Source organism: Treponema lecithinolyticum ATCC 700332, from assembly GCA_000468055.1.
Taxonomy (GTDB): domain Bacteria; phylum Spirochaetota; class Spirochaetia; order Treponematales; family Treponemataceae; genus Treponema_C; species Treponema_C lecithinolyticum.
Window position 1 is genome coordinate 64,289 of sequence record KI260556.1, and the last position, 24,992, is coordinate 89,280.

Here is a 24,992-nt window from a genome sequence, read left to right on the forward strand (position 1 = left end):
TTATTCTTTTTGAGAAACGGCTTCCAAATATAAAACCGGACCTGCAGTGTTTTCTATAGACAACGCATTTACCGTAACCGGCGACAGCGAAATTCTAATGCTCGGCGAGCCGGTTTGCGTACCGCTTTGCGGTTTTATAATTTCAGCCCGGTAAAATCCGGAAAAAGGACTGTTTTGTTTTGCGCTTTTAAATTGCAGCAATTTTTCGTTTAAAGTGTTTAATTCGGTATATACGCCGTTTTCGGACAAAGAGCCGTTTTTTGCCTTGTATGAACTTTGGGTAAAACTTATGTTCCATCCGTTGCTGCATTTCCACACGCTGCGGTTTTCCGTTTGCAAAATTTTTACGGCATCATCTTCGCTGTCTTCAGTTTTTTGTACCAACCCGGTAAAAAAAGCGGAAGAATTTTGTTTTTTATAACTGCCGTCCCACAGCGTTTCCGAATTGATAAGTATACCCAAATCGTCGGTAACTTTTATGCGTATTTCGTCTGTTGAAATAAGTGCAATGTCAAAACGCCGTGAAATATTGGTCATTGATTTATTTGTGGTGTATACCAAAATACCGTTGCGCCTGAGCGTACTGCGTCCCCACATATAAATTTCTTGACGGTCTTTTTGAAAAAAGATAATTTCTTTTTTATCGTAATCAAAAAATAAAAACCAGCTTTGCTCCGTCGTTTCGGCAGGTTTTACCCATAGCCCATTTAAAAACGAAGCGAACGTGCTTTCGGTTCCATCTTGTATTTTTGCCAACTCTTGAGCGGTAATGCGTTTTCCGGCAATTTTAGAGCGCACTTTTTGAACGTATTTTTCTTCTGCTTTGCTCCAATCGTACATAATTTGAAGCTGATCAAGCGAACCCGCTGCTGCGCCGGGGTCGGATGTATACGCCCATATCGGAAAACTTTCTCCGTCTTCGCTTTCGAGCGGATAGGAATCGCTTCGTTTGCGCTGCTGCACAAAGATGGTACCTTCGGCTTGTAAATCGGCAATTTTATGCAGCGCCAGTTTGTTAAAAAATTTCCGCGGCAGCCATGCTTCAAAAAGCGATTCGTTTTTAGTGCTGTAACCTGTTATAATTAAAGCATTTTCATGTGTGCCGGTAATGTCCATTGCCGAAAGAGAAAACGTTTTTACCTGTTCTATATCGGTAACCAATTCTACCGAACGCTCGTACGTATTAAAAAGCGAATTATACAAACCGACGATTACTTTTATAAATTGGCTGTCCGGTGTTTTAACCGCGACTATTTGATCGTCGTAACCGTCTTGGTCAAAATCGATGGAATATGTTGCAATCAGGGTTTCGTCGGTTAAAAGGGGAATTAAAGATGTAAGTGTCAATTCTTCCGTGTTTGCATTTGCTCCGTTTGCCGTCCCTTGTTGTGAGCCGAAAGCTGCCGGAATAATTGTTTTGGTAGACGGCGCTTTTTGAGCGTTTATTTTGGATTGATATTTTTTAAATGCAAAAAAAACAACACATGCTGCTGCCAGCGAAAACAAAATAATCGTCAATTTTTTCATACCGCCATACTATAACGTATTTTTTTTGAGCGTTCAACCTCCGTTGCTTTTCTTTAAAAATATGCTATAATAGAGCGCGGTATGCAGTTTGAATTAACCGAAGAAACAGTTAATCAGCTTATATTTTCTATGGAAAACCAAAATGCCCGTTGTGTTTTCGATTCCGCAGAAAAAAAGCCGGTTGAACTTGACGGAACAACTCAAACGGATACCGACCGTTATTATCGTTTGCCGGTGTGGGATTCCGTGCAAGGCTTTAAGGTTATGGAAAACTTTGTGTCTGAATTGCATAACTTTCAGCTTGTAAAGGAATTGCGTGCCGTGCTGTTTGCGGGAAAAGGCGTGTTCCGCGCTTTTAAGGATGTACTTAAAAAGTACCCCGAAGCCGAGCAATTGTGGTTTTCTTTTAAGCAAAAGGCTATGAAACGGGAAATCGTTTTGTGGTACAACGCTTTACGCGATTGCTGGGGGCTTGAAAGAATCGGCTGCGAACCGGAAGAAACGGATGAATTGGTCGGCGGCGATTTTGTATTTTGCGTATACAATGAAGCCGATAGCGCTCAAGTTTTGCAAAATATTTTGCAAAATGTGCGCTCGGAATTAACCGAGTCTTACGGAGCGGAAACGGCAGGGGTTTTGCTGCGTATGCAATATATGCCGTATACAAGCTGCGAGGGCAAAACCGGTGCTAACTTTGCCGCCGAAACGCTTGCAGGCGAATGTGCCGGCTATATGAGTGCTGTCCTTTTTTCCGGTAATGCAAAAAATACGGCGGCGATAACGGCTTTTTACGTATTTCCGCAGTGGAGAGGATTGGGAATAGGCAAAGAATTGCTTGCGCGTACAAGCGAATATCTAAGTGCTCGGCAAGTGTGCAAGCTGTATGTTCCCGGTGCGTATATTCCCGATTTTTTTGAACGGTTTATGTTCCGCAGCGGTTTTCAAACGGTTCCGTCCGGATTTTTGGCGGATCCGGGTCAGACACACAAAAACGAATAGTAGGAGAAAGTAATGGCGTTTCAGCGGAATAATTCCGTCAGTAAAGAACGGTTTGCAGTATTGGTAAAAAATGCGGTAATAAAAGTTAAAACCGAAGAAGATCCTCTTGTTTTAAACGATTTTAAACGCTTGTTAAAAAAGAACGTTCCGTTCGGGCTGCGTACGTATGTAGCCGCTTATTTGGCAAAGCAAATAACTTTGGGTGCCTCGTTTGCGCCGCTTTTTGCCGCAGATAAAGGAAAAAAAGAAACGGTTTTTTCCCGTTTCGATAAAACGGAAAAGCAAACCCGCGAAGCGGGGCGTTTTTCCCGCGGAAAGCGTTTTGAACGCAACGAAGAAAACGAGCGCAGCGGTACAAATGGATATACAAATACCAAATCGAATTCCGCCGGAGCGCGTGTTGTTATACCCGCAGATAAAGCGGCAACCGTATTTGTGGGAATAGGGCGCTCCCGGGGCGTGTTCCCGCGTGACATTATTTCCCTGATCATTCAAAATGCATCTGTCGAGCGTGAGCGCATAGGCGATATACGGGTACTGGATAACTATTCTTTTGTGCAAGTGTATACCGAAGACGCACAAAAAGTAATCGATAGTTTAAATGGTTGTGAATACCGCGGTAGAAAATTGAACGTAAGCTTTTCGCGCAAAAAAGATGACGGCGAAGACGGACGTACCGGTGCCGCATATACTCAAACGGCATCAGAACAACCGGTAAACAGCGGACAGGCATCAAGCGGCGAACAAACTGAAAACACCGAGCAGCCTGCAAATACCGAACAGCTTGAAAGCGGCGATACGCACAATATGGTATGACGATTGACTGCATTCCCACAGGAGCTTTTGCGGTAAACACTTATATCGTACCGTGCTGTGACGGCAGGGAAAATGCCGTTTTTGTCGTCGATCCGGGCGGAGACGGCGAACATATTGCTTCTAAAATAGGCACATCGCACGTAAGCGCTATTGTGCTGACGCATGGTCACTTCGACCATTTAGCTGCGCTGCCGAAGTTAAAAGAACTGTATCCGCACGCGCCGGTATGCATTCACCGCAAAGATGCCGCGTATGTGGGGACGGGGGCATACGATAAACATCGCGAAGACTTTGCTTTATTGGGCGCTTCATATTTGGTTGACGCTTTAGCCGCCGTATACCCGCAGTTTCCCGCCGCCGACATACTACTTACGGACGGGCAATATCCGGAGTATGCGCCGGACTGGCAAGTGCTGCATACTCCCGGACACACTCCGGGATCCGTTTGTTTATACAATAAAAAAGAGTGCGTGCTTTTGTCCGGCGATACGCTGTTTGCCCGTTCTTACGGACGCACCGATTTACCCGGCGGCAGTGCTGAACTTATGGCACAAAGTTTGGAAAAACTTTTTTTACTTGATGAGCGCACGAGGGTGTTTCCCGGACACGGCGGCGCTACAACCATAGGTAAAGAAAAAAACGGCGGTTTTTGCTTTGTATAATCGGCAAAAGGTAACCGAAGTTCTTTTTTGGTAACTTTAGTTTTTTTATTCGTATTACTTTGTGCGGGCAAGAGCTTCGGAAATACTGTACGCGCGATCCCCTATTTTTTCTATATTGCGTACCATATCGATATACAAAAGTTCGGTTTTAACATCGGCGCCTTCTTCCAGCCGTTTGCGGGCAATCTTTTTTAATTCTTTTCTAAATTCGTCGATTTTGTTTTCCAAATCTGCAGCTTGTTGCAATTCTTCCGGCGAAAGCGGTCGGTTTATATGCGCGTTTACAAAGTTTAATAAGTGTTCAACCAAATCTACATAGGGCTGCAGTGCATCCATATCGGCTTTGTTGAATTTCATGTTTTTTTCTATACTGCGCTTTAAGTGGATGGCGGCACTGTAGCAATCGTCGGTAATGTTTTCTATTTCGTCTACAATATGTAGCATCGCAGCAATATTGTTGCGATGCTGTTCGGTTACCGGCAGTTCCATGCATTTATACAGATAGTGAGAAAGTTGCTCTTGCATTTGGTCGGCATACGCTTCACGCTCTTTAATAAAATCCAAATGTTCGCCGATAAACCGTTCACTTCTGTCGGAAAAACCTTCCCGTATGCGTGTAAACATTACGATTGCCATCATAATCATGTCCGATATTTCTTTTTCCGCTTGCATAATATGCGGTTCAACGGATTCTTTTACACCGCTTGAAATAAACTCCAGCCGGTATTCGTCGGGAACTTCGTTCGGTCGCGCTTTTATCAGTTTTTCGGTTAACAAGGCAATTTGCGAAGTAAAAGGCAAAAATAAAAGTGTGTTTAATATGTTAAACAGTGTATGCAGCATGGCAATGTGAGAAGGCAGCGATTGCATAACTTGTCCGGGGGTAATAAAGTCTACCGCAGCTAAAAGCGGTCGGAAAAAAACAAGTGCAAGAATACTTCCGGTAACGTTAAATAATACGTGAACAAGTGCGGCTCGCCGGGCATTTGCCTTTGTGTGTAGTGATGCCAATACCGCGTCGACCGTAGAACCTATGTTACTTCCGAGCACCATTGCCGCAGAAAATTCCCACTGTAAAACGCCGTTATGGCACAGCGTTAAAATAACGGCGGTAGCCGCGCTGGATGAATGAAGCAAAACGGTAATCAATAAGCCGGCAAACATTCCTAAAAAAACGCTTACAATGCCGATGTCCTGAAAAGCGCTTAAAAATGCCGTGTTTTTCTCGGTCAGTGACGGAGTCAGTTTCGATAAAAAATCCAAGCCTAAAAAAAGCAGTCCGAAACCCATAAACGCTTCTCCGGCGCTTTCTTTTTTTATTTTGCGTATATATTTTATAAGGTAACCGATACCGAAAAGGGGAATGGCGGCAACGGCAATGTTGAATTTAAAACCGAACAGTGCGACAATCCACGCGGTAATCGTTGTTCCGATGTTTGCACCGAAGATGACACCTACGGATTGCTGCAGCGTTATTAAACCGGCGTTAACGAACGACACAACCATAACGGTAGTAGCGCCTGAGGATTGGATAATCATAGTAATAAAACAGCCAGTAAACACCGCCGCAAAGCGGTTGTTGGTCATAATTGCCAAAAAGCGGTGCAAACTGTTTCCCGCACTTTTTTGAATGCCTTCGCTGAGCGTTTTCATCCCATACAAAAGCAATGCGAGGCTTCCGGCAAGCTGAAATATAACCGATATAATGTGCACGTCTGTAGCCTAACATACTTGGCATAAACTGCACAAGGGTGTTTTAAACAAGAGCATTTTGCCGGAAGTGCTTTTTAGACAAGCTTAGGTTTTTTCCGAATTTTGCGAAAATCTTTGTTTTATAAAAACACCTGCGGTAAGTATTGCAGCTATAATGAGGATTATCAGCCAAAGCGGCATACCTTGTCCGGGTATTTTGTTTTGTGCAGCTTCCGGATGGACCGTAAATCCGTTTTCGCCTGCCGGACCGTTTTTTGCAACTTTATGACCGGGCCCGCCGTCGAACATCAAAAAATACGGTTCTTCCGGTATTTTTATAGCCAGCTGGCTTGATTCGGGAAAAGTAAGCTTTTCGATAATACCGTTGTCGAATTTACTTTTAACATAAAGCGGCATCCCTGCAGCATCTTGTCCGTTTGAAAAACCCGCTTTTACATACACAAATTGATCGTCGCTGTCTTCGATAATCAACAGCGGTGTATGTGCAAAAATCGGTACAACAATGCAAAAGCATGCACATGCTATAAAAAGTTTTTTTAATCCTGTCATATTAAACTTCTTATTTATTGGTATTAAAAGCTTTTAACAATTTAAACGACCACAAAACGGCAATAACTGCAGCCGGTACTTGCAAAAGGAAAGTGATAATACCGTTCATAAGATCGCCTTGAGCGATATGTGCACACGCGTGCAGTCCGTTTAATACAACCGAAATCAAACCGATGATTGCCGTTGCCTGCCAGCCTTTTTTTGATGTAAACACATAGGCAAATATTGCCGGCAAAATTGTAAATACTGTCCACAAAATCATCATTAAGACGCCCGATGTTGCTTGCATTGTTTTCATCGTTTCATCAAGCAAAGCTTTGTCCATTCCCGGAGCCATTAATGCATGAATTGAAATATGCAGCGCATAGCCGAAAAAGCTGAGCGTGTGCAATCCTGCAACCCTTAACTGCTGATACGGTATAAAATCTTTGTTTTCCATATCTTTCTCCTTTAATAAGGTAATAGATGGTTTGTCTTTTAAAACATAACAATGTTTTTTAAGACAAGCTCATTATAAATCCGAAATTGAAAAAATACAATAGTTATATTAGGCTAATTTTTATACAGATTAAGTATTAAAAGTATCTCTGTAATCTCTTATCCCTTGCAAAAACTCGGTAAAAGGGCTATTGTGAGCGCTATGGAAGAAATTTTAGATTTATTGAGGGCGGATGCACGCCTTTCGGCGGAAGATATAGCCGCTATGACTAAAAAAACGGTTGAACAAGTAAAAACTGCGATAAAAAAGCTTGAAGACGAAGGCGTTATTTTAAAATATGCGGCAATTGTTAACCCCGAAAAAATAGCGGACTCTAAAACGTCGGTGCGCGCAGAAATAGAAATTCAAGTGGTACCCGAACGCGAACACGGGTTTGACGCTTTGGCGGAACGTTTGTACCGCTTTCCGCAAGTGCGCTCGTTGTATTTGATGAGCGGCGGTTATGATTTAAAAGTTATTATTGAAGGCGAAAGTTTGCAAGATGTGGCTTTTTTTGTTGCCCGAAAGCTGTCTGCGCTGGAAGGTGTTCGCGGTACTAAAACTCATTTTATTTTAAAAACATACAAAGAAAACAATATCGTATACGTAGACGAAAAAACCGACCGGCGCGAGGGAGTTACCGCATAATGAATGGCGAGCGTTTGTCTTCTTTAATACAGGGAATTCCGCCGTCGGGGATTCGTAAATTTTTCGATTTGATTATCGGGCGCAACGATATTATTTCTTTGGGAGTGGGGGAGCCGGATTTTCCCACTCCGTGGATTATCAGAGAAGAAGCTTTTTATCATTTGGAACAGGGGCATACTTCCTACACGTCGAACTGGGGTCTTGCGGAATTGCGAGAGCAAATCGCCGTGTATCTTGAAAAATACGGTTTGCACTACAACCCCAAAGGCGAAATATTGATTACTATAGGCGTTTCCGAAGCTGTAGATGCAGTGCTGCGTTCTATTTTAAATCCGGGCGACGAAATTATTATGTGTGAGCCTTGCTATGTGTCTTATCAGCCGCTTGCCGCACTGTGTGCTACAAAATTGGTTTCGGTTAATACTGCGCTTACCGGTTTTTATCCGACGGCGGAAGCTATAGAAAAAGCAATTACTCCGAATACCAAAGCTCTTATGCTGTGTTCGCCGAGCAATCCCACCGGGCGCGTTGTTCCCCGTGCGGAACTTGCAAAAATCGCCGATGTGGTAAAAAAACATAAAATTTGGGTTATATCGGATGAAGTCTACTGTGAGCTTGTGTACGACGGTGCCGAGCACTGTTCTATAGGTTCGTTTGAAGGCATGAAGCCGTATACAGTGGTGCTCAACGGTTTTTCAAAATCCTTTGCCATGACCGGCTGGAGAATCGGCTTTGTATGCTGCCCGCCCGATTTAATGGAGCAAGTACATAAGCTGCATCAGTATTCATCCATTTGTGCTCCGATTATGAGCCAGTACGGCGCTTTGGAAGGTTTGCGTACCGGAGCTGCGGAAGTTGAAAAAATGCGCGTTTCGTACCGCCAGCGGCGCAATTTAATGTATAAAGCGTTTACGGACATGGGGTTGCCCGTTGCAGAGCCGGAGGGTGCTTTTTATATGTTTCCCGACATCCGCTGTACCGGTCTTACATCTGAAGAATTTGCAACGCAGCTTATAGAAAAACACGGTGTTGCCGTTGTTCCCGGCTCGGTGTTCGGTTCCGGCGGTGAAGGTTTTATCCGCTGCTGTTACGCTACCGATGCTGCAAAAATTAAAGAAGCGCTGCGCCGTATCGGCACTATGATTGATGAAGCGGGTTTCCGGAAAAAGTACTGACGGCGCTGTATCGCCGATTTGTGCGCTGTTATGCGGTGCCGGCATATCAAACGGCATGTCAAAACTATAGCATTAAAAACTGAAATTGTATATACTCGTCAGATGGTTCAAATCTCTGTAGAACACGTATCTTTTTCTTATCCCGACAGCAAAGTACAAGCGCTTAAAAATGTGTCGTTTACTATAGAAAAAGGGGAATACATTGCCGTTTTGGGAGCAAACGGTTCGGGTAAAAGCACGCTTGCCCGCCTTATGGCGGGTTTTTTACAAGCTCAATCGGGAACAATAAAAACCGCCGATTCCGCCGGCTGCAAACATCGCAATTCCCGTCGCGCCGGGCAAAGCGGCAATTGCATTCTTTGCGAGCAGGATAGAGGGGCAATATCTTCAGGCATTGTGTTCCAGTCTCCGCGGGATCAAATCGTTGCCGAAACTGTCGGACACGATACGGCATTCGGTCCCGAAAATCTTAATTTAGCGCCGGAAACGGTTGAACAGCGCACGGATAAATGTTTGCAGTTGGTAGATTTGGAGCAAATGCGCAGCGATAAAACGGCTTTTTTATCAACCGGACAAAAACAAAAGCTTGCCCTTGCCGGTATAGTGGCGCTTAAGCCCGATTTGCTTGTGCTCGATGAAGCGGTTTCTATGGTCGACCCTGAAGTGCGTAAGAGCATTTTGGATTTTCTTGACGAGCGCAACCGGCAGGGACAAACAATCGTACATGTTACCCACGATACCGATGAAGCGCTGCGTGCACGGCGCATACTGGTAATGGATGACGGTTGTCTTGTGTTTGACGGTTCAAGCAGTGATTTTAAAAAACAAAAAACTTTATTTAACGCTTTGTTTCCGCCTTTGGTGCGCCGAAGCGCCGAGCATACCGTAAACGCCGCATGTGCTGCACATCAACAAAGCAGCTGCAAAACGCAAAAGCAAAACGGTTCCGGCAGAGCGCGGAAAATACCCGGCGTCTCCGATGAGCAAACGGAGAATCGCGCTTTATGCTTTTCTCATGTCGATTTTGCTTACGGTCCGGATAAAGCGGTTTTTACCGATTTTTCGCTGAATATTTACGAAGGCACGCTTACAGCTTTAATGGGACCTTCCGGTGTCGGAAAATCGACTTTTTTTGAACTTGCTTGCGGTCTTTTAAAGCCGAATCAAGGTAAAGTGTGTGCAAAATACAAGCCGGTGCTGGCGCTCCAAGATTGCGAAAGCGCGCTCTTTGAAGAATTTGCAGCCGATGATGTTGCGTTCGGATCTAAAAACGAAGGCATATCGGGCGATGAACTTAAAAAGCGCGTACGCCGTGCTATGGATATCTGCGATTTGCCTTTTGAAACCTTTGCCGACAGAAGAACCTATACGCTGTCGGGGGGTGAAAAACGAAAACTTTCTTTAGCCGGAATCGTTGTTTTGGACAGCAATTTATATTTATTTGACGAACCGACAGCAGGGCTCGATCCGAAAGCCCGGCTGCAAGTATTAAACGTTTTGGCAGACCTTGCTTCTTCAGGAAAAACGGTAATATTTTCCACGCACCGTGCCGAAGAGGGCGCTTTTGCTTCCCGTCTTATTCTTTTTAAGAAAGGGAAGGTAACCGAAAAAGTTCAAGTTCCAAGCGCTGATGCGGCTTCGGTAATTTCCGCAAAAAAAAGTCCGGACGGCTGCGGGGGGCTTTCCCGCATAGCTCCTATCGATACGAGCATGCTCGACAAACTGCGCCATACCGAAGCCGGAGTGTACCGCAGCGAAAACACTCCTTTGCACCGAATGAACGCCGTGTATAAAATACTGTTGTTTTTAACTTTATTTATTGTTTCCTTGTGTATACAAAACCCGTATGCGCTGAGCGTGTGCACGCTGTTTTCCGTATGTTATGCTTTTTTATCTCATTTTTCGTTAAAAAAACTGGGGCTTACTTTTTGCGCGTTTTTGCCATATCTTGTATTTTTTGCTGCGCTGCAGTTTTTGCTTTTTCCGCCGATTGCGGGTGAAAACGTATATTTTTCTTTGTACCGTTTTTCAATTACCGATTCAAAAATACAGGTTGCCGTTGTTACGCTTTTGCACGTTGCCGCCGCTATTCCTTGCGTTATAGGTTTTATGTATTCCACCGATACGGCACATATACTCGAAGGCTTAAAAAAAATACTGCATCCGCTGGATTTTGTCGGCATAAAAAGTAAATACATATCGTTTACGCTTTTTTCCGTGTTCCGTTTTATACCGGTTTTAGCCGAAGATGCTTCGCAAATAGTAAAGACTCAGCTTATTCGCGGCGGCTTTACCCGAAAAAAAGGTTTTTTTAAACGTTTGCGCGGAATGCTTCCGCTTTTTGTCCCTTTAGTGGTGCAAACGTTTCGAAGAGCCGAAGCTTTTGCAAACACGCTTAGCGCACGGAGGTTTTAAATGAAAACAAATCCTTTTCGCCGCTGTCCCGTGTGTTTATGCGAAAAAATAGCATACCTCGATGAGCGCAAGTGGAGCTGCCCTTTGTGCGGCTTTACTTTATACCATAATACCGCAGCTGCCGTCGGTTTGATTATTCCCGTGCAGGATAAAAACGGCGTGTCGGTACTGTGTGTAAAACGGGGACGCGAGCCGCGCAAAGGATTTTATGCATTACCCGGCGGCTTTGTCGATCCGGATGAAAGTGCGGAAAACGCGTGTGTGCGCGAATGTCGTGAAGAAACGGGAATAACGCCGGTGTCGCTGCGTTATGTGTGCAGTGCACCGAATACCTACGAATATAAAAATATTGTATATAAAACCTGCGACCTTTTTTTTGAAGCGCAGCTTCCTTCCAGTACCGAAGCCGCTTCGCTTTTGCGCGGTTTGAGCGCACAGGACGCTGATGAAATAAAAGGTTACCGGATTTTTCCGCTGCAAAAAATGCAAGACGTTTCGGCAATTCCTCTCGCTTTTCCGTCTGCAGCCTTTGCTTTACAAACGTGGTTCGGCAGACGGTAAGGCCGTACGTGCTTTGAGCCGATGCACTTCGCCTGCCGGTTATTTTATTGTGTAATATGTAAGTGCAGTTCTTTAAGCTGCTTTTCGTCGACTTCGCTCGGGCAGTCGTCCATCGGACTTACGGCAAAGGTGTTTTTGGGGAAGGCGATAACTTCTTTTATCGACGATTCTTTGCACATAAGCATAACGAGCCGATCCAAGCCGGGGGCAATCCCGCCGTGAGGAGGCGCGCCGTAGGTAAAGGCTTCGGTTAAAAAGCCGAATTTTTTTTGACCTTCTTCTTCGTTAAAGCCGACGATTTTGAATATGCGCTTTTGTAAGTCCGGATCGTGAATACGGATTGAACCGGATGCAAGTTCATAGCCGTTCAGCACCAAATCGTACAAATCGCCTTTAACGCTTGCAGGATCGCTTTCCAGCGTTGCGTGGTATTTTTCCTGCGGCATGCTGAACATGTGGTGCGCCGCGTCCCATTTTTGTTCGTCTTCGTTCCATTCAAAAAGCGGAAAGTCGATAATCCATGCAAAGGCAAATTCATCGGGGTTTGCAAGGCAAAGGTCTTTTCCCAATTTGGAGCGGACGGCGCCCAGCGCAGTACATGCGGTTTTATAGTTTGAATCGGCGCACAGCAAAATAAGGTCGCCTGCTTTTGCGTGCAGTTTTTCGGTAATTTCTTTTGATTTTCCTTCAAAGAATTTGGAAATGCCGCCTTCAAGTTCGCCCGAAGAGGCTACTTTCATCCACGCAAGACCTTTGGCTTTGTAGATTTTGGCGACGCTTTCAAGTTCTTCTATTTTTTTGCGGCTGTACGCTTCGGCTTGTCCGGGAACGGTGAGCGCTTTTACGGTGCCCGAAGGAAGGGCGTCTTTAAACGCTTGAAAGCTGCCCAAATCGGCCATAAACGAAGCGTCGGTCATTTTCAAGCCGAAGCGTAAATCGGGCTTGTCGGTTCCGTACAAAGCGATCGCATCGTCGTAGGCAAGCCGCGTAAAATGCTCGGGAAGAGCAATGTTCATCGTTTCTTTGAACACGGTTTGCATCATGCCTTCGGTTATGTTCAGCACATCGTCGCGCGACACAAAGCTCATTTCCATATCGATTTGCGTAAATTCGGGCTGACGGTCGCCGCGCGCATCTTCGTCGCGGTAACAGCGCGCTATTTGAAAATAGCGGTCAAAACCGGAAACCATTAAAAGTTGCTTGTACAGCTGCGGCGATTGCGGCAGCGCGTAAAACTTTCCCGGATACAAACGCGACGGCACCAAATAGTCGCGCGCGCCCTCCGGCGTCGATTTAATAAAGGTGGGCGTTTCAAGCTCGTAAAATCCGTGCGAAGCAAGATAGTTGCGTACCGAAAGGGCGACTTTATGGCGCAGCGCCAAATGGTGCTGCATTTGTTCGCGCCGCAAATCCAAATAGCGGTATTTTAAGCGCAAATCTTCGTTCGGAATAACCGGAGTTCCGTCTTTTTGCACTTCGTCAATCATAAAAGGCAATACCGCGCTTTTTGAAAGCACGATAATCGTGCGCGCGACAACTTCGATTTCGCCGGTGCCCATATCGGCGTTTACCATGGAATCGGGGCGCGCTCTGACCTCTCCTTCAACGGCAATACAGAATTCCATGTGCAAATCTTTTGCACAAGCTTGCATATGATCGGAAGAATCGGCGTCGACGACAACTTGCGTTATGCCGTACCGGTCGCGTAAATTGATAAAGGTAATGCCGCCGTGTTCGCGGATGCGGTGAATCCACCCGTTTAATATAACCGTGCTGCCGGCGTTTGCTTTGCGCAGTTCGCCGCAGGTATGCGTGCGTTTGAATGTTTCCATGATGGAATATCATAGCGGGAATTACGCCGATATGCAAGCCGTGTTGGCATTCTCTTTCAATGCGTAACATAAGTGTATGGGGAAGCCGGCAATGTCGGCAGATACCCGTTTGCGGCGTATATCATTGCTTCGGATAGAATTATCCGACGGAACGACCCCGCTGCAAACGGTATCCTGATAAGAACTTGTTTTTAGGAAATAATGAGGATCTTGGCGGCTTTGTGCATTTTACCCATTTTACCGTCCATCATCATGTCTTCACTTTGCTTTTTTGTTTTTGCGGAGTTTTCGCTATCATTTGCAGTTGTTCCATTCATCATCATTTTGTCGGTCTCCCATAAAAGTATTTTGACGCCTTTTTTTAGGGCGGCCGCATCGGCTTTTCCCATCGCTGCAACCGGATGCATGCCGATTTCTATGTTTTTACTGAATGTCCATTTGCTGCCGTTTGTTGCGGTAAGCGATATTACGTCGTCCTTTGAGTCAATTTCGGCAATTTCTGCCAATACCGGAAGAGCTGATTCATCGTGCACGTTTACAAACAGCACTTGTGCAGCAGTTTGCGGAGGCAAACTGGCGGTGTATGCAGGCGAAACCCATGCGTAAATAGGTACGCCGGTTTTAATAGCCGCTTTTTTTGTAGAAGCACCTGTTGTTGCATCAATAGTCGGTGTTTTTTCTTGTATGTTGAAGATAACTTCATCATGTGCAGCGCTTTTAATGCGCAACTGCATTCCAAATCCGTCGCCCTCAGTAACGGTACCCGATTCGAGAACAAAGTCGCTCATCATCATCTCGCCTTCCGTCATGTTCATCGAGCTGTCCATTTTTTTCATGTCTTTTTTTGAGGCGGAGGACATCGCATCGTTTTTGTGTGATACACAGGCGGAAAACAACACCGCCACAGTTACTACCGCCGCCGCGGTAATCAATTTGATTTTCATAAAAATCCTTCCTGTAAAAAAATTAAACTTAGCTAACATAGCGTACTTTTATAACAACGTTTATTTAAGATGGTAACGAATAAGCGAAGTTTTTTTTACCTTTTGATTTTTACACTTTTATGTGTACCGCATCGTTTGCCCGATATTATTCCAGTATACTCGATTCGCGGACTTTTAATTCAAAGTCAAGCATAAGATTGCGGGCAGGCAAATAAGGGTTTTCAATCCGTGTAAGCATTGTGTGTATAATAACTTCAGCCAATTTTTTGCACGGCTGGGCTATGGTTGTAAGCGGTATGGGAAAGTAGCGTGCGGCTTCAATGTCGTCAAAGCCGCTGATTCGCACGTCTTTGGGGATATTGATGTCAGTATCCGATAAAGCTTTTATAAACTTCATTGCAGTATTGTCGTTTGCACAGATAATGTTTTGTGCACCGTTATGTATAAGATCCGAAAGTTCTTTTGATGAAAAATCCTGAATATCGTGCACCCATGTTTTGTGCGGCGTTATTCCGCTGTTTAAAAGCGCTTGCCGGTACCCCATAATGCGCTGCGGTACGGTATGAGCCATAAAACTTTGGCGCAAAAAATCGATTCTTTTTGCTCCTTGTTCGATAAAATGCATTGCCGAAACATAACCTGCTTTGAAATTATCTATTCCGACAAGATCGTAAACACTGCGTTTGGGGAATTCATAATAATCCGCGTCGACCAATACGACGGGGATGTTGCGGTTTTCCAGCTTACCGATGATTTTTTTATTTATCGAAAAACAATTATGCGTAAGTTCTACGGGCGCAAACAAAATACCGTCAACTTTTTGTTCGATATAAAAATCTATCATGTGTTCGGTTTGCGTGCCTGTTATATTTGCTCCGTTAAATTGCGCTCCCCACACAAGAGAAAAATTAAGCGTTTCGGATAATTTTACGATTTCTTCGGTAATCGGGCGGAAGATTTCGCTTAAACCGATTAAGGGAAAAACAAGCCCTATCATCCTTTTTTTCTTTTTATCCGCATCGCTGTTGCGTAAAAAAGTTCCTATCCCGCTTTTTCTGTATGCTTTTCCTTCTTCTACGAGTATGTTAACGGCTTTTGCGACCGTAGGACGCGAAACTTCCAGCGTTTGTGCTATTTCACTTTCGGAAGGAATTTGCTCGCCGGCAAGAAGGTGTCCGTTGTTAAATAAATGCAAAAGATATTGATAAACTTTTTTTGTTTTGGGTGAAAGTTTATTTTCCGTCATCGTTCAAAGCCTTTATTTTTTGTACCGCTTCATTATAATCGGAAAAGTCACCTAATGCCATACCTGCATTGATTGCCGCTCCGAAGGCACCTTCTTCATCGCGCGGCGTTTTTTGTACGGGAAGATCAAACAGTTTTTCGCAGCAGTTTTGCACAAAAGGATGTTTGTTAAAAAAGCTTCCGGAACCGCACAGTTGAACGATGTTTGTTCGAATATCCTGCGGAAAAAGATTAAAAAAATCTTTAAGTTCGTTGATAATTCCCAAGACAAGACCGGCGCTTATATTTTGCGGCAGAAAATTGTACTCGTCGATTCCATCTATAAGTGCTTTTGCATCGGGTACGGTGCGCGTTCCGCAAAAACTTGTTTTAACAATGGGTATGTTCGGGATATCGAAAGGATTTATTTCATCAAGTTTTTTATAGACATTGCAGCTTTCTTCGGCTTCTTTTCCGCACAGCCATTTTACGGTTTCGCAAAAAAAGCGTTTTAAAAGTGCATATGCGTATCCGCCGCATAGTGAAGCACCCGATAAAATATAACCCTTTTTGGGGAATGGCCGTGTTTCCACCCCTTCAATGTGTACCGGTTTTTCGCTGTAACAGGTAATTTGTCCGCTGGTGCCTAAGCTGATTACCGCGTTCGAATGCAAATCGGTAATGGCGCCCAAAAAGCTTGCCTGGTTGTCTCCTATCGCCGTAACGACCGGAACGTTTCGGTATGTTCCGATAATAGCGTCCGACTCAACAGTGTCCGGCAATAAAGCGGGATCGATGCCGGCTGAACGCAATTTTGCGCAAGTATAGTTTTTTTCGCCTAAAAAAACCGCCCCGAAGCTTTCGGCAAGAGTAATATCGGAAACGGGCTCTTTGTTTCCGGCAAGTTTCATCGCAACGTAATCGCCTATAGAACAGATTTTATGCGCATGTGCGGGAATTTCGCCGCAAGAGCGCAGGGCATAATGCGTTGCAAGACCGTAGCCGGGAGGGCAGTTTTTTCCCAACTTTTGTTCCAATTCTTTGTAGTAGGGTATGCCGGATTTTTCGCACTTCAGCGCCGCGCGGTGATATTGCCATGTGTATAAGGGGGAAAGGGCGTTGCCGCTTTTATCAATGTATACAATCCCGTGCATTTGCGTTGAAATTGCGATAGCACCGATTTTCCCGTCATACTCGGCAAATACGGAATCTATTAAGTTTTTTGCCGCCGCGTAAATCGTATCGGCATTCTGCTTTTTGTCCCACGCCTCTTTTGCGTCGATGTGAGCGCCGTTCGGACACGTTTTTATCTTTTTTATGCGCCAATCGGCACTTTCAACCGCAGTACAGCACAGAGAAGTTGTTCCCAAATCAATACCGATGTATATCATTATTTTACAATTAAGCCTCGAATATTTTTATCGGAATTAAGATATACGGCAAAAATAACGATTGCGCCGAAAACAATCTGCTGCCAAAAAGCGTCTACCGCAATGACATTCAAGCCGTTTTCAATAATCATAACGAGGAAGACCCCCAATACCGTTCTTAAAACGCTTCCTCTTCCTCCGGTTAAAGGCGTGCCTCCTAAAGCAACCGCAGCCATCGCCGTTAATGTTAAGGGATTGCCTATGGTCGGCAAACTGCTTTTTAATATAAGCGTGTAAAAAACACCCGCAAGAGCGGCGCCTACACCCGAAAAAACAAAGGGGAACAGCGTTGCTTTTATAATATTAATTCCCGCAATTCTTGCAGCTCTTTGGTTGGCGCCTGCGGCATAAATCGATTTTCCCAGCGGCGTTTTTGTTTGCACAAGATAAAATATTGCAAGAAAAACGAGGGCAAGAACAAACAAAAATGGAATAATTCCCCATGAGATTTTTGCCCAGCGGATAAGTCCCCATTTTTCAATGGGAATACCTTCGGGACGCCCCTTCGATATCAAAAGCGCTACGCAGTTCCATATATTCATCGTACACAGGGTAACGATAAAAGAAGGGATTTTCAGCTTTGTAAACAATATGCCGTTGAGCAAACCGCATGCTATGCCGAAAAGCAGTACAAGCGGAATGATGGCGTTGCCGAATTTTGCAATCCACAGTCCCGTAAAAACGCATGAGCAGGAACATATGGCGCCTACCGACAAATCAACCGAACCTATCAACAGCACAAAGGTGACGCCCGTTGCAACAACCAACAGCGGCGCGGAATCGGTTAAAATATTCTTTATATTGAGAGGCCCCAAAAAGCTGGGTTTGAGCAAAGTAAACAGCAGTATCATAAAAACGATGGATATCGTACTGAAAAGGTTCATCACCGTGCTTTTTTTTATTAAACTCATAGAACGTTCCTTATTCCTCTTACATCATAAACCGGACGATATCGACTTGTTCCGGTTTGTTGTGTGCGCCGGCGTCGAATTCTTGTGTTACGATGCCGTCTTTCATAACCAATAAACGGTTGCTCATTCCGATGCATTCGTCGAGCGTGTCCCCGAGCATGATAACTGCAACACCTTTGTCTGCTATATCTCTAATCAAATCGTAAATCTCTTCCTTTGCACCGACATCGACACCGCGCGTGGGGTGATCCAAAATAATGATGTCGGCTTCGCTTGCAATGACGCGTGCAAAAACGACTTTTTGCGCATTACCGCCGCTTAAGGTTTCGGCGTTTTCAAAAACGGACGCACACTTTATGCCGAGCTTTTGAGCCCATTCCTGCGCATGAGCGATTTGCAGTTTTTTTGAAATAAGCGAATGCTTCATTACGGGGCGGAAATTTGAAAGGCAAATGTTTTCGATTATGCTGCGAATACCGAGGATTCCTTCTTCGCGCCGTTCTTTCGGAATCGATAAAATCTCCTTTTTTAACGCATCGGCAGGGGATTTAAAACGCTGAGCGACTCCGTGCAGTAAGATTTCACCTTCGGAAAAATCTTCATCACCTAAAATAACCGAACAAACGCTTTCTTTTCCGGATCCGACAACACCGCACATGCCCAAGATTTCGCCTTTATGCAGTTTAAAGTTGACGTCTTTAAACGCCCCCTTTTGACCGAGGTTTTTAACTTCAAGCACAACTTCTTTATCCGGTGTTTTTTGCCGATTGATTTTAAAGTATTCTTCGCTTGTCGAGCGCCCAACCATTTTTTCCTGAAGCAGTTTTTCACTCGCTTCGGCTTTGTTCACTTCGGCAACCTTTGCGCCGTCTTTAAAAATGTAAATCCGGTCGCTTATGGCGATAACTTCGTTTAAGCGGTGTGAAACGAAAATAACGGAATTACCCGCCGCTTTTAAAATCTCGATTTTTTTAAATAGCTTTTCTATTTCGGCTTCGCTTAAGACGGAAGTCGGCTCGTCCAATAATATGAGCGTTCCGTTTTTTTTATATTCCTGTACGATATTAAAAACCTTATCTATTTCGACCATTTGACGTGCGGCAAAATCCAATGCCGAAATTTTTACCGTCGGGTCGATGTTTTCTTCGCTTAAAATACTTTTGGCATCGGCATACAGTGCCTTCCAATTTATAAGGCCGAATCTTTTGTATTTTTTTTCGCGTCCGAGAAAGATGTTTTGTCCCGCAGTAAGGTTTTTTATTAACGATTGTTCTTGAAAAACCATACCGACGCCTTGTTTGTTCGCCTGCACAGGATTGGCGCATGTATAGGGCGCACCGTTCATTTTCATTTTTCCCGATGTGGCTTCTTCAACTCCGGCAATTATTTTGAGTAAGGTGGATTTACCTGCGCCGTTTTCGCCGATCAATCCGAGCACTTCGCCTTTTTTTACATACAGGTCGATATCGTTCAATACGTTTGCGGTTCCGTATTTTTTACTTACGCCGGATACTTCAAATAATATGTTTTCTTCCATAACAAAGCCTTATTACTTTATAATAATTTTTCTGCCGCGTACAACGGTTAAAGAAACTGCCGCGATAATCAATACGCCTTGTACTGCTGACTGCACATACGGGTTGACACCCTGTAAAATCATAGCCGATTGAATGACGACTACAATAAGAACACCGACTAAGGATTGCAAAACGCCGCCTTTGCCGCCCCACAAAGCCGTTCCGCCGACGGCAACCGCTGTAATGGTTGTAAAAAGGTAGCCGGTGCCTATGGTAACTTCGCCCCGATTTAAACGCAAAACGCCGAAAAGACCTGCAACGCTGGAACAAAAGGCGCTCCATGTAAATACTAAGACTTTTGTTTTATCGACATTTATACCCGTAGTGCGCAAAACGGCTTCGTTTTCGCCTATGGCAAAAATATGGCGGCCGAATGCAGTGTATTCTTGAATTACAAAGGCTACGGCAAAGATGACAAAAGAAAACCACGTTAAATACGGAATACCTAAAAGGCTTCCTTGAGCAATATATTCAAATGCAGTGTCCCGTATGGAGGCGGGGCGGCCCATATAGGTTAAAACGCCGAATCCGGTCATTACGCTTGCCATACCGAAGGTTACCATAAAAGAAGGAATTCTAAGCTTAACGTGCAGTACGCCGGTTAAAGTGCCTACCAGCGATCCGACACACAGTGCTATAAGGACTCCAAGTAAGCCGAGGTTCATGGAATTTTTTGAATTCATAACAAGCATTGCAATAAACGAGCCCACAAATCCCATAACCCCTTCAACGGAAAGGTCTATGCTGCCTAAAATAATAACAAAGGTTAAGCCTACGGAAAGCACCAGCGGGGTGGCTATTTGGTACAAAATACTTATAAAATTGTTGTACGTAAAAAAGCCGTCTACGCATACGGATACCGCTATAACTAAAATAACAAAAATGATAAAGGGAGCCGTATTGATAATTCTGTTCTTTTTTCGCTCTTCGATTATTTTTAATTTAAACTCTTCAGCGACAGCCGAAGCTCCGTTTGTAACGGTTTTCACCGCCTTCCTCCTATAATGAGTTGGGGACTGCCGCAAAAACGTTCCTTAAACGGTTGATTTTTGCGGCAGCTTGTTTTTCAAATTCCTGTTGTCTTATTTTTTCATTTTGAATGTTCCGGCAATCGGATAATCCAAATCGTTAAAATCGTAAGACGGTTTACCTGACATAAAATTCTTTTTGAATTGCGCTACGTTATTTTTATCCACAAATTCCGCTTTTGTTGTAAACAGTCTTTTTTCGACCGGCATTTTGGCGGGGTTGATTTTACCGGTGTAGGCTGCATATGCCAAAGCGGTCATATAGCCGCCCTGCAAGTAGCCGTTATTTGCAACCGTGCACACCATATCGCCCGCTTCGATCGCTTCAATAGCTTCGGGAACTCCGTCAACGCCGACAACCTTTACTTTGCCGTTTAAGCCTTTGGCTTTTAAAGCTTGAAGAGTGCCCAATGCCATGCCGTCGTTTGCGCACCATATACCGTCTATATCGGTATATTTTGAAAGCCATGTTTCAACAATCGTTAACGCTTTTTGAGGGTTCCAATCCGCAACTTGGGTGTCGAGCAGGGTAACGTCGGGGTTTTCCGCCAATGCATTTTTTAAACCCTGATACCGTTCAACGGCCGAATCGTTTCCGAGTTGGCCTTGCAGCGCCAAAATCTTGCCTTTGCCCGGTGTTTTAAATTCTTTGAACATAGCCTTTGCAATATTGTAACCCTGTGCAACGCCGTCTACCGTTGAGTGAGCAACGTAGTATTTATACGTTGTCGGATCAAGACCTTTGGCCAAGTGCCACACGCTTGTCCAATAAACTCCGGCTTCTTCGCACAGTTCGGCAATAGCCGCCGTGTTCGGCGCATTGCTCGGATCGACGTACAAAATCGAATTTTTACCGTGAGCGGCGATAAAAGCTTTTATACCGCTTAACTGTTTGGCGTCGTCGCCGTCGCAGGTAAGTACTTGTACTTCCGCGCTGCCTGCCGGTAAAGAAGCGGCAAATAATTTACCGCCTTCGGCTTCTTCGTTCCAATAGGCGTTATCCGTTGAGTGGATGCACATTGCTATTGCAACGCTTTTGGTTTTTGCTCCGGAAGCATCTTTTTGTCCGTTTGCAAACAAAATGCTTGATATAATGCAAGCAATTGAAATACACACCGAAATTTTTTTCATAATTCCTCCTTGTGGTGTGTTTATTTTACACCCGGTTTTTTGACTTGTCAAATTTTTTTTTTAGTTTTTGTAAGTTTTTTTATTTTGCCGTTGATACCTTACACGGTTATCCGCTCATATGCGGAATTGGAACACTCCGGTATTACCGAAAAAAAAGTGGGGTACGGGTGTTTTTATTACCGACGATACGGCTGTTATACAATCCGTGCGTAATGAATTGCGTACCGGTGTATGTGCTTTTCGGCGTGTTGTATTTTGCCGTCAGCTCATGGCTGTTTGAAAATAAACTGGAATTGTAATGCAAGTTTTACTTTTCTGCCAATAAACTTTTTACACTGTTTCGTTTAACAAAAACTCCGCTTATCGGTACCAAACCGGCTTTGTATTCAGGAGTTTTTATTTTGCGCACTATAATTTCAACAGTTTTTGCCGCTATGGTATCGGAGTCCGACGCTATGGTGGTTATTTTCGGTTCGCTTTCCGTACTGAAATGAGTGTTGTCGAAAGCAACGACGGAACAATCGTCGGGTACACGGATATGTAAATCGTTAAGCTGCGTAATTAACATACGTGCTATTTCATCGCAGTTGCATACAAAAGCGCTCGGCAGCGGGGAGGGCAGTTTAAGTTCCGTAAATTTTCCGTTGCGGTTACGGTCGCTGATAATGTATTCGGGTGCAAGGTCGATATTGGAACGGATTAATGCTTTGGAATACCCTAAAAAGCGGTCTTGAATACTATGCGTTGAATTGATGTTTCCGACAAAGGCTATACGGCGGTGACCGTTTTGAATTAAATAGCGGGTAAGCTGAAAAGAATCGAAAAAATTATTATTTGTTACCGCATCCAATGCAAGCCGGTCGTCGTAAAAATCGATTAACAATACCGGAATATCCAAACTGCATATAATATTTAAGTATTCGGCAGGCAATTCTCCCAACAAAAGGAGCATGTCTATTCCGGGTTTATGCAGGATTTCGGGAACCGTGCAGCTGGCGGTTTCCTGTTCGTTGATAATATTTAAAATGCCGATAATATTTTTTTTTTGCAGTGCATCGAGAATTTTTTTATAAAAGTCTATATACATGGTGTTTTGCGTTTTTAAAAACACATCCGCAACGAGCAGCAGTATTTTTTTTTGTTTTTGATCGGTTTCTGTGGTGTTTTTACCCCGGCGTACAAAACCTTTTTGCATCGCGTATTGTTTTATCTGCTGCGCAAGTGGTTCGCTTACTCCGGGTTTATCGTTTAACGCCCGCGAAACGGTTATAGTGGTTATCTGCAATGCATGTGCAATATCTTGCATGGTAATTCTTTTTTCTTTCATGACTTTCCGATCCGTTAACAGCATAACAAATTTTTTATTGTCATACAAGCGATATACTTGACATTATAAATAGCATTATGTTACTGTAAATTATAACGATAACTAACGTTTAGTTTGATAAGTTATAACGTTATGTTTCTTTAGGGGCGGTGGATGAAAGAAAAAAAGAAAACATATCGGTTTAAATCCGATATTGAGCTGGCTTTGCTTGCCGTACCCGGTTTATTGTGGCTTTTAATTTTTTGCTATTTACCGCTTGTAGGAAATTTTATAGCGTTTAAAGATTTTAAAATATTTGAAGGCGGATTTTTACACAGTTTATTTAAAAGCGCTTGGGTCGGTTTTAAAAACTTTGCCTATCTATTTGCATCAAGCGAAACGAAAATCATACTTCGCAATACAATCGGTTATAATTTTATTTTTATTGTGCTGAACACCGTTATTCCTATCATTACGGCTATTGCATTAAATGAACTGTGGAATCGCAATGCTTCAAAGCTGTATCAAAGCATTATGTTTTTTCCGTATTTTTTATCGTGGGTTGTTATCAGTTATTTTTTGCAAGCTTTTTTAGATCCGACAAAGGGTATGATTAACAAATTGCTGATAAATGCCGGAGGCGAATATATTAATTTTTATTTGGAACCGGGCTATTGGCCGTATTTGTTAATTTTTTTATATGTGTGGAAAAGTTTGGGGTACGGCACTGTAATGTATCTTGCGGCAATTATCGGTATAGATAAATCTTTATACGAAGCGGCAATGCTTGACGGTGCCGGCAAATTGCAGCAAATACGGTACATTACGCTGAATTTTTTAAAGCCGGTTGCAACCGTATTGATTGTTTTGGCTGTAGGAAAAATATTGAATTCGGATTTTGGGCTGTTTTATCAAGTGCCCAAAAACTCAGGAGCTTTGTTTAGTGTAACGCAAACACTTGATACGTATGTGTATCGGGCTATGATCGGTTTGGGAGACATGGGAATGACTTCGGCTGCGGTTTTGTTTCAATCTTCCGTCGGTTTTGTGCTTGTCGTATGTGTAAATCAATTTATTAAAAAAATTGACCCGGATAATGCATTATTTTAAAACACGGAGAAAGCGGGAGTATGCGTGCAAAAAATAAAAAACATGATTTTTTAAAAATAAGTTATGTAAGCAATAAGCTTTTGCATATTGTGTTTACGTTTATATCTTTACTTATGATTTTACCCATTGTCTTTGTAATTATTATTTCTTTTACTTCACAAGCTTCAATAACAAAATATGGGTACAGCTTTTTTCCAAAAGAACTGAGTCTTGAAGCATATAGGTATGTGTTTAACAATACCGCAAACATGGGTAACTCATTTTTTGTGTCCATATTCGTTACCGTAACGGGAACCGCATTGGGAACACTGATTATGAGTATGTACGCTTATGTGCTGTCGCGAAAACAATATGCGTACCGTAAATTTTTTCATATGACAGCTCTTATTCCGATGTTGTTTTCCGGCGGCATGGTAACGACCTACCTTGTTATGACTACTTTTTTGGGCTTAAAAAACAATCTTTTGGCATTGATTTTACCTTTGGCAATGAGTCCGTTTTATATTTTTATTCTAAAAACATTTTTAAAAAATTCGGTACCCGAATCTTTAATAGAATCCGTAAAAGTCGACGGAGCAAGCGAAATACAAACTTTTTTTTACATAGTTGTGCCTATTGCAAAACCCGGAATTGCTACCATAGCTTTATTTTTGACGCTTGGGTATTGGAACGACTGGTTTAATGCTATGCTTTATATAGAAGATCCTGCAAAAATTCCTTTGCAATATTTACTTATACGAATGGACAACACCACGAATTTTTTAAAGCAAATGGGTTCTTTAATGGGTGCGAGTATTTTGGAAATTTCGGCTTCGATACCTGCCGATCCGATGAAAATGGCGATTGTCGTTCTTATTGTTTTGCCGATTGCCCTTGCATACCCGTATTTTCAGCGTTATTTTGTTCGCGGTTTAACAATAGGTTCGGTAAAAGAATAGGGTATATAAGCCGTACGT

Annotated in this window: 23 protein-coding genes; 10 read left to right on the top strand and 13 right to left on the bottom strand. The window is 43.5% G+C overall.

Going from position 1 to position 24,992, the window contains the following annotated elements; all coding sequences use genetic code 11:
• Positions 1–1,527, bottom strand: coding sequence for a pallilysin-related adhesin (locus tag HMPREF9193_RS02340; RefSeq protein WP_021686449.1), 1,527 nt, complete (start codon positions 1,525–1,527; stop codon positions 1–3).
• Between the two features lie 81 nt (positions 1,528–1,608).
• Here HMPREF9193_RS02340 and HMPREF9193_RS02345 point away from each other — a divergent pair, with 81 nt between their 5' ends.
• Genes HMPREF9193_RS02345 through HMPREF9193_RS02355 form a run of 3 tightly spaced genes read left to right on the top strand, consistent with a single transcriptional unit; the run spans position 1,609 to position 4,004 of the window.
• A complete protein-coding gene (locus tag HMPREF9193_RS02345; RefSeq protein ID WP_021686450.1) occupies positions 1,609–2,526 on the top strand; it encodes a GNAT family N-acetyltransferase in 918 nt (305 codons plus the stop codon).
• 12 nt (positions 2,527–2,538) lie between these two features.
• The gene (locus HMPREF9193_RS02350) at positions 2,539–3,342 is read left to right on the top strand and encodes a DbpA RNA binding domain-containing protein (RefSeq protein WP_021686451.1); all 804 of its coding nucleotides are present in this window, start codon (positions 2,539–2,541) and stop codon (positions 3,340–3,342) included.
• Complete coding sequence (locus tag HMPREF9193_RS02355) at positions 3,339–4,004, top strand: MBL fold metallo-hydrolase (RefSeq protein WP_021686452.1); 666 nt, start codon at positions 3,339–3,341, stop codon at positions 4,002–4,004. The genes HMPREF9193_RS02350 and HMPREF9193_RS02355 overlap by 4 nt, the downstream gene beginning before the upstream one ends.
• 54 nt (positions 4,005–4,058) lie before the next feature.
• On the opposite strand, the gene HMPREF9193_RS02360 is transcribed toward HMPREF9193_RS02355, so the two are convergent.
• The 3 genes from HMPREF9193_RS02360 to HMPREF9193_RS02370 form a co-directional block, all read right to left on the bottom strand.
• On the bottom strand, positions 4,059–5,717 hold the full coding sequence (locus HMPREF9193_RS02360) for a Na/Pi cotransporter family protein (protein ID WP_021686453.1): 1,659 nt from the start codon (positions 5,715–5,717) through the stop codon (positions 4,059–4,061).
• Between the two features lie 84 nt (positions 5,718–5,801).
• A complete protein-coding gene (locus tag HMPREF9193_RS10675; RefSeq protein WP_021686454.1) occupies positions 5,802–6,266 on the bottom strand; it encodes a hypothetical protein in 465 nt (154 codons plus the stop codon).
• Positions 6,267–6,276: 10 nt separating this feature from the next.
• Complete coding sequence (locus HMPREF9193_RS02370) at positions 6,277–6,705, bottom strand: hypothetical protein (RefSeq protein WP_021686455.1); 429 nt, start codon at positions 6,703–6,705, stop codon at positions 6,277–6,279.
• A gap of 201 nt (positions 6,706–6,906) precedes the next feature.
• Here HMPREF9193_RS02370 and HMPREF9193_RS02375 point away from each other — a divergent pair, with 201 nt between their 5' ends.
• From HMPREF9193_RS02375 to HMPREF9193_RS02390, 4 genes are all read left to right on the top strand, one after another.
• Positions 6,907–7,392 (top strand): Lrp/AsnC family transcriptional regulator, encoded by a 486-nt coding sequence (locus tag HMPREF9193_RS02375; protein ID WP_040847346.1) that lies wholly within the window; start codon positions 6,907–6,909, stop codon positions 7,390–7,392.
• The gene (locus tag HMPREF9193_RS02380) at positions 7,392–8,567 is read left to right on the top strand and encodes a pyridoxal phosphate-dependent aminotransferase (RefSeq protein ID WP_021686457.1); all 1,176 of its coding nucleotides are present in this window, start codon (positions 7,392–7,394) and stop codon (positions 8,565–8,567) included. Before HMPREF9193_RS02375 ends, HMPREF9193_RS02380 begins: the two co-directional genes overlap by 1 nt.
• A 102-nt stretch (positions 8,568–8,669) precedes the next feature.
• Entirely contained in the window at positions 8,670–10,982 is a 2,313-nt protein-coding gene (locus tag HMPREF9193_RS02385; protein WP_021686458.1) for an energy-coupling factor transporter ATPase, read from the top strand.
• Entirely contained in the window at positions 10,983–11,543 is a 561-nt protein-coding gene (locus HMPREF9193_RS02390; protein WP_021686459.1) for an NUDIX hydrolase, read from the top strand.
• Positions 11,544–11,587: 44 nt separating this feature from the next.
• On the opposite strand, the gene aspS is transcribed toward HMPREF9193_RS02390, so the two are convergent.
• The 8 genes from aspS to HMPREF9193_RS02430 form a co-directional block, all read right to left on the bottom strand.
• Entirely contained in the window at positions 11,588–13,375 is a 1,788-nt protein-coding gene (aspS, locus tag HMPREF9193_RS02395) for an aspartate--tRNA ligase (RefSeq protein WP_021686460.1), read from the bottom strand.
• A 191-nt stretch (positions 13,376–13,566) separates the two neighbouring features.
• Positions 13,567–14,319, bottom strand: coding sequence for a hypothetical protein (locus HMPREF9193_RS02400; protein ID WP_156882442.1), 753 nt, complete (start codon positions 14,317–14,319; stop codon positions 13,567–13,569).
• Between the two features lie 145 nt (positions 14,320–14,464).
• Positions 14,465–15,565, bottom strand: a complete 1,101-nt coding sequence (locus HMPREF9193_RS02405) for a LacI family DNA-binding transcriptional regulator (RefSeq protein WP_021686462.1) — start codon at positions 15,563–15,565, stop codon at positions 14,465–14,467.
• Entirely contained in the window at positions 15,552–16,934 is a 1,383-nt protein-coding gene (locus tag HMPREF9193_RS02410) for a sedoheptulokinase (RefSeq protein ID WP_021686463.1), read from the bottom strand. Before HMPREF9193_RS02410 ends, HMPREF9193_RS02405 begins: the two co-directional genes overlap by 14 nt.
• The gene (locus HMPREF9193_RS02415) at positions 16,934–17,884 is read right to left on the bottom strand and encodes an ABC transporter permease (protein WP_021686464.1); all 951 of its coding nucleotides are present in this window, start codon (positions 17,882–17,884) and stop codon (positions 16,934–16,936) included. The genes HMPREF9193_RS02410 and HMPREF9193_RS02415 overlap by 1 nt, the downstream gene beginning before the upstream one ends.
• Before the next feature lie 19 nt (positions 17,885–17,903).
• The gene (locus tag HMPREF9193_RS02420; protein WP_021686465.1) at positions 17,904–19,421 is read right to left on the bottom strand and encodes a sugar ABC transporter ATP-binding protein; all 1,518 of its coding nucleotides are present in this window, start codon (positions 19,419–19,421) and stop codon (positions 17,904–17,906) included.
• 12 nt (positions 19,422–19,433) lie between these two features.
• Positions 19,434–20,450 carry an ABC transporter permease gene (locus HMPREF9193_RS02425; RefSeq protein WP_021686466.1) on the bottom strand — a complete coding sequence of 339 codons (1,017 nt, stop codon included), beginning with the start codon at positions 20,448–20,450 and terminating at the stop codon, positions 19,434–19,436.
• A 93-nt stretch (positions 20,451–20,543) separates the two neighbouring features.
• Positions 20,544–21,620 carry a sugar ABC transporter substrate-binding protein gene (locus HMPREF9193_RS02430; protein ID WP_021686467.1) on the bottom strand — a complete coding sequence of 359 codons (1,077 nt, stop codon included), beginning with the start codon at positions 21,618–21,620 and terminating at the stop codon, positions 20,544–20,546.
• Positions 21,621–21,787: 167 nt separating this feature from the next.
• Between HMPREF9193_RS02430 and HMPREF9193_RS11450 the strand changes: the two genes are divergently transcribed.
• A complete protein-coding gene (locus HMPREF9193_RS11450) occupies positions 21,788–21,919 on the top strand; it encodes a hypothetical protein (RefSeq protein ID WP_306698953.1) in 132 nt (43 codons plus the stop codon).
• A gap of 8 nt (positions 21,920–21,927) precedes the next feature.
• Here HMPREF9193_RS11450 and HMPREF9193_RS02440 read toward each other — a convergent pair whose 3' ends face one another.
• Positions 21,928–22,947 carry a LacI family DNA-binding transcriptional regulator gene (locus HMPREF9193_RS02440; protein WP_040847349.1) on the bottom strand — a complete coding sequence of 340 codons (1,020 nt, stop codon included), beginning with the start codon at positions 22,945–22,947 and terminating at the stop codon, positions 21,928–21,930.
• A gap of 153 nt (positions 22,948–23,100) precedes the next feature.
• Here HMPREF9193_RS02440 and HMPREF9193_RS02445 point away from each other — a divergent pair, with 153 nt between their 5' ends.
• Both HMPREF9193_RS02445 and HMPREF9193_RS02450 read left to right on the top strand, forming a co-directional pair.
• Positions 23,101–24,036 (top strand): ABC transporter permease, encoded by a 936-nt coding sequence (locus tag HMPREF9193_RS02445; RefSeq protein WP_021686470.1) that lies wholly within the window; start codon positions 23,101–23,103, stop codon positions 24,034–24,036.
• A 20-nt stretch (positions 24,037–24,056) separates the two neighbouring features.
• Positions 24,057–24,974 carry a carbohydrate ABC transporter permease gene (locus HMPREF9193_RS02450; protein ID WP_021686471.1) on the top strand — a complete coding sequence of 306 codons (918 nt, stop codon included), beginning with the start codon at positions 24,057–24,059 and terminating at the stop codon, positions 24,972–24,974.
• Positions 24,975–24,992 lie beyond the last annotated feature (18 nt).

What these genes read in the sequence shown, in the direction of transcription:
- HMPREF9193_RS02340 (WP_021686449.1), bottom strand. Translation starts at nt 1,527, where the DNA reads ATGAAAAAATTGACGATTATTTTGTTTTCGCTGGCAGCAGCATGTGTT.
- HMPREF9193_RS02345 (WP_021686450.1), top strand. Translation starts at nt 1,609, where the DNA reads ATGCAGTTTGAATTAACCGAAGAAACAGTTAATCAGCTTATATTTTCT.
- HMPREF9193_RS02350 (WP_021686451.1), top strand. Translation starts at nt 2,539, where the DNA reads ATGGCGTTTCAGCGGAATAATTCCGTCAGTAAAGAACGGTTTGCAGTA.
- HMPREF9193_RS02355 (WP_021686452.1), top strand. Translation starts at nt 3,339, where the DNA reads ATGACGATTGACTGCATTCCCACAGGAGCTTTTGCGGTAAACACTTAT.
- HMPREF9193_RS10675 (WP_021686454.1), bottom strand. Translation starts at nt 6,266, where the DNA reads ATGACAGGATTAAAAAAACTTTTTATAGCATGTGCATGCTTTTGCATT.
- HMPREF9193_RS02370 (WP_021686455.1), bottom strand. Translation starts at nt 6,705, where the DNA reads ATGGAAAACAAAGATTTTATACCGTATCAGCAGTTAAGGGTTGCAGGA.
- HMPREF9193_RS02375 (WP_040847346.1), top strand. Translation starts at nt 6,907, where the DNA reads ATGGAAGAAATTTTAGATTTATTGAGGGCGGATGCACGCCTTTCGGCG.
- HMPREF9193_RS02380 (WP_021686457.1), top strand. Translation starts at nt 7,392, where the DNA reads ATGAATGGCGAGCGTTTGTCTTCTTTAATACAGGGAATTCCGCCGTCG.
- HMPREF9193_RS02385 (WP_021686458.1), top strand. Translation starts at nt 8,670, where the DNA reads ATGGTTCAAATCTCTGTAGAACACGTATCTTTTTCTTATCCCGACAGC.
- HMPREF9193_RS02390 (WP_021686459.1), top strand. Translation starts at nt 10,983, where the DNA reads ATGAAAACAAATCCTTTTCGCCGCTGTCCCGTGTGTTTATGCGAAAAA.
- aspS (WP_021686460.1), bottom strand. Translation starts at nt 13,375, where the DNA reads ATGGAAACATTCAAACGCACGCATACCTGCGGCGAACTGCGCAAAGCA.
- HMPREF9193_RS02400 (WP_156882442.1), bottom strand. Translation starts at nt 14,319, where the DNA reads ATGAAAATCAAATTGATTACCGCGGCGGCGGTAGTAACTGTGGCGGTG.
- HMPREF9193_RS02405 (WP_021686462.1), bottom strand. Translation starts at nt 15,565, where the DNA reads ATGACGGAAAATAAACTTTCACCCAAAACAAAAAAAGTTTATCAATAT.
- HMPREF9193_RS02410 (WP_021686463.1), bottom strand. Translation starts at nt 16,934, where the DNA reads ATGATATACATCGGTATTGATTTGGGAACAACTTCTCTGTGCTGTACT.
- HMPREF9193_RS02415 (WP_021686464.1), bottom strand. Translation starts at nt 17,884, where the DNA reads ATGAGTTTAATAAAAAAAAGCACGGTGATGAACCTTTTCAGTACGATA.
- HMPREF9193_RS02420 (WP_021686465.1), bottom strand. Translation starts at nt 19,421, where the DNA reads ATGGAAGAAAACATATTATTTGAAGTATCCGGCGTAAGTAAAAAATAC.
- HMPREF9193_RS02430 (WP_021686467.1), bottom strand. Translation starts at nt 21,620, where the DNA reads ATGAAAAAAATTTCGGTGTGTATTTCAATTGCTTGCATTATATCAAGC.
- HMPREF9193_RS02440 (WP_040847349.1), bottom strand. Translation starts at nt 22,947, where the DNA reads ATGAAAGAAAAAAGAATTACCATGCAAGATATTGCACATGCATTGCAG.
- HMPREF9193_RS02445 (WP_021686470.1), top strand. Translation starts at nt 23,101, where the DNA reads ATGAAAGAAAAAAAGAAAACATATCGGTTTAAATCCGATATTGAGCTG.
- HMPREF9193_RS02450 (WP_021686471.1), top strand. Translation starts at nt 24,057, where the DNA reads ATGCGTGCAAAAAATAAAAAACATGATTTTTTAAAAATAAGTTATGTA.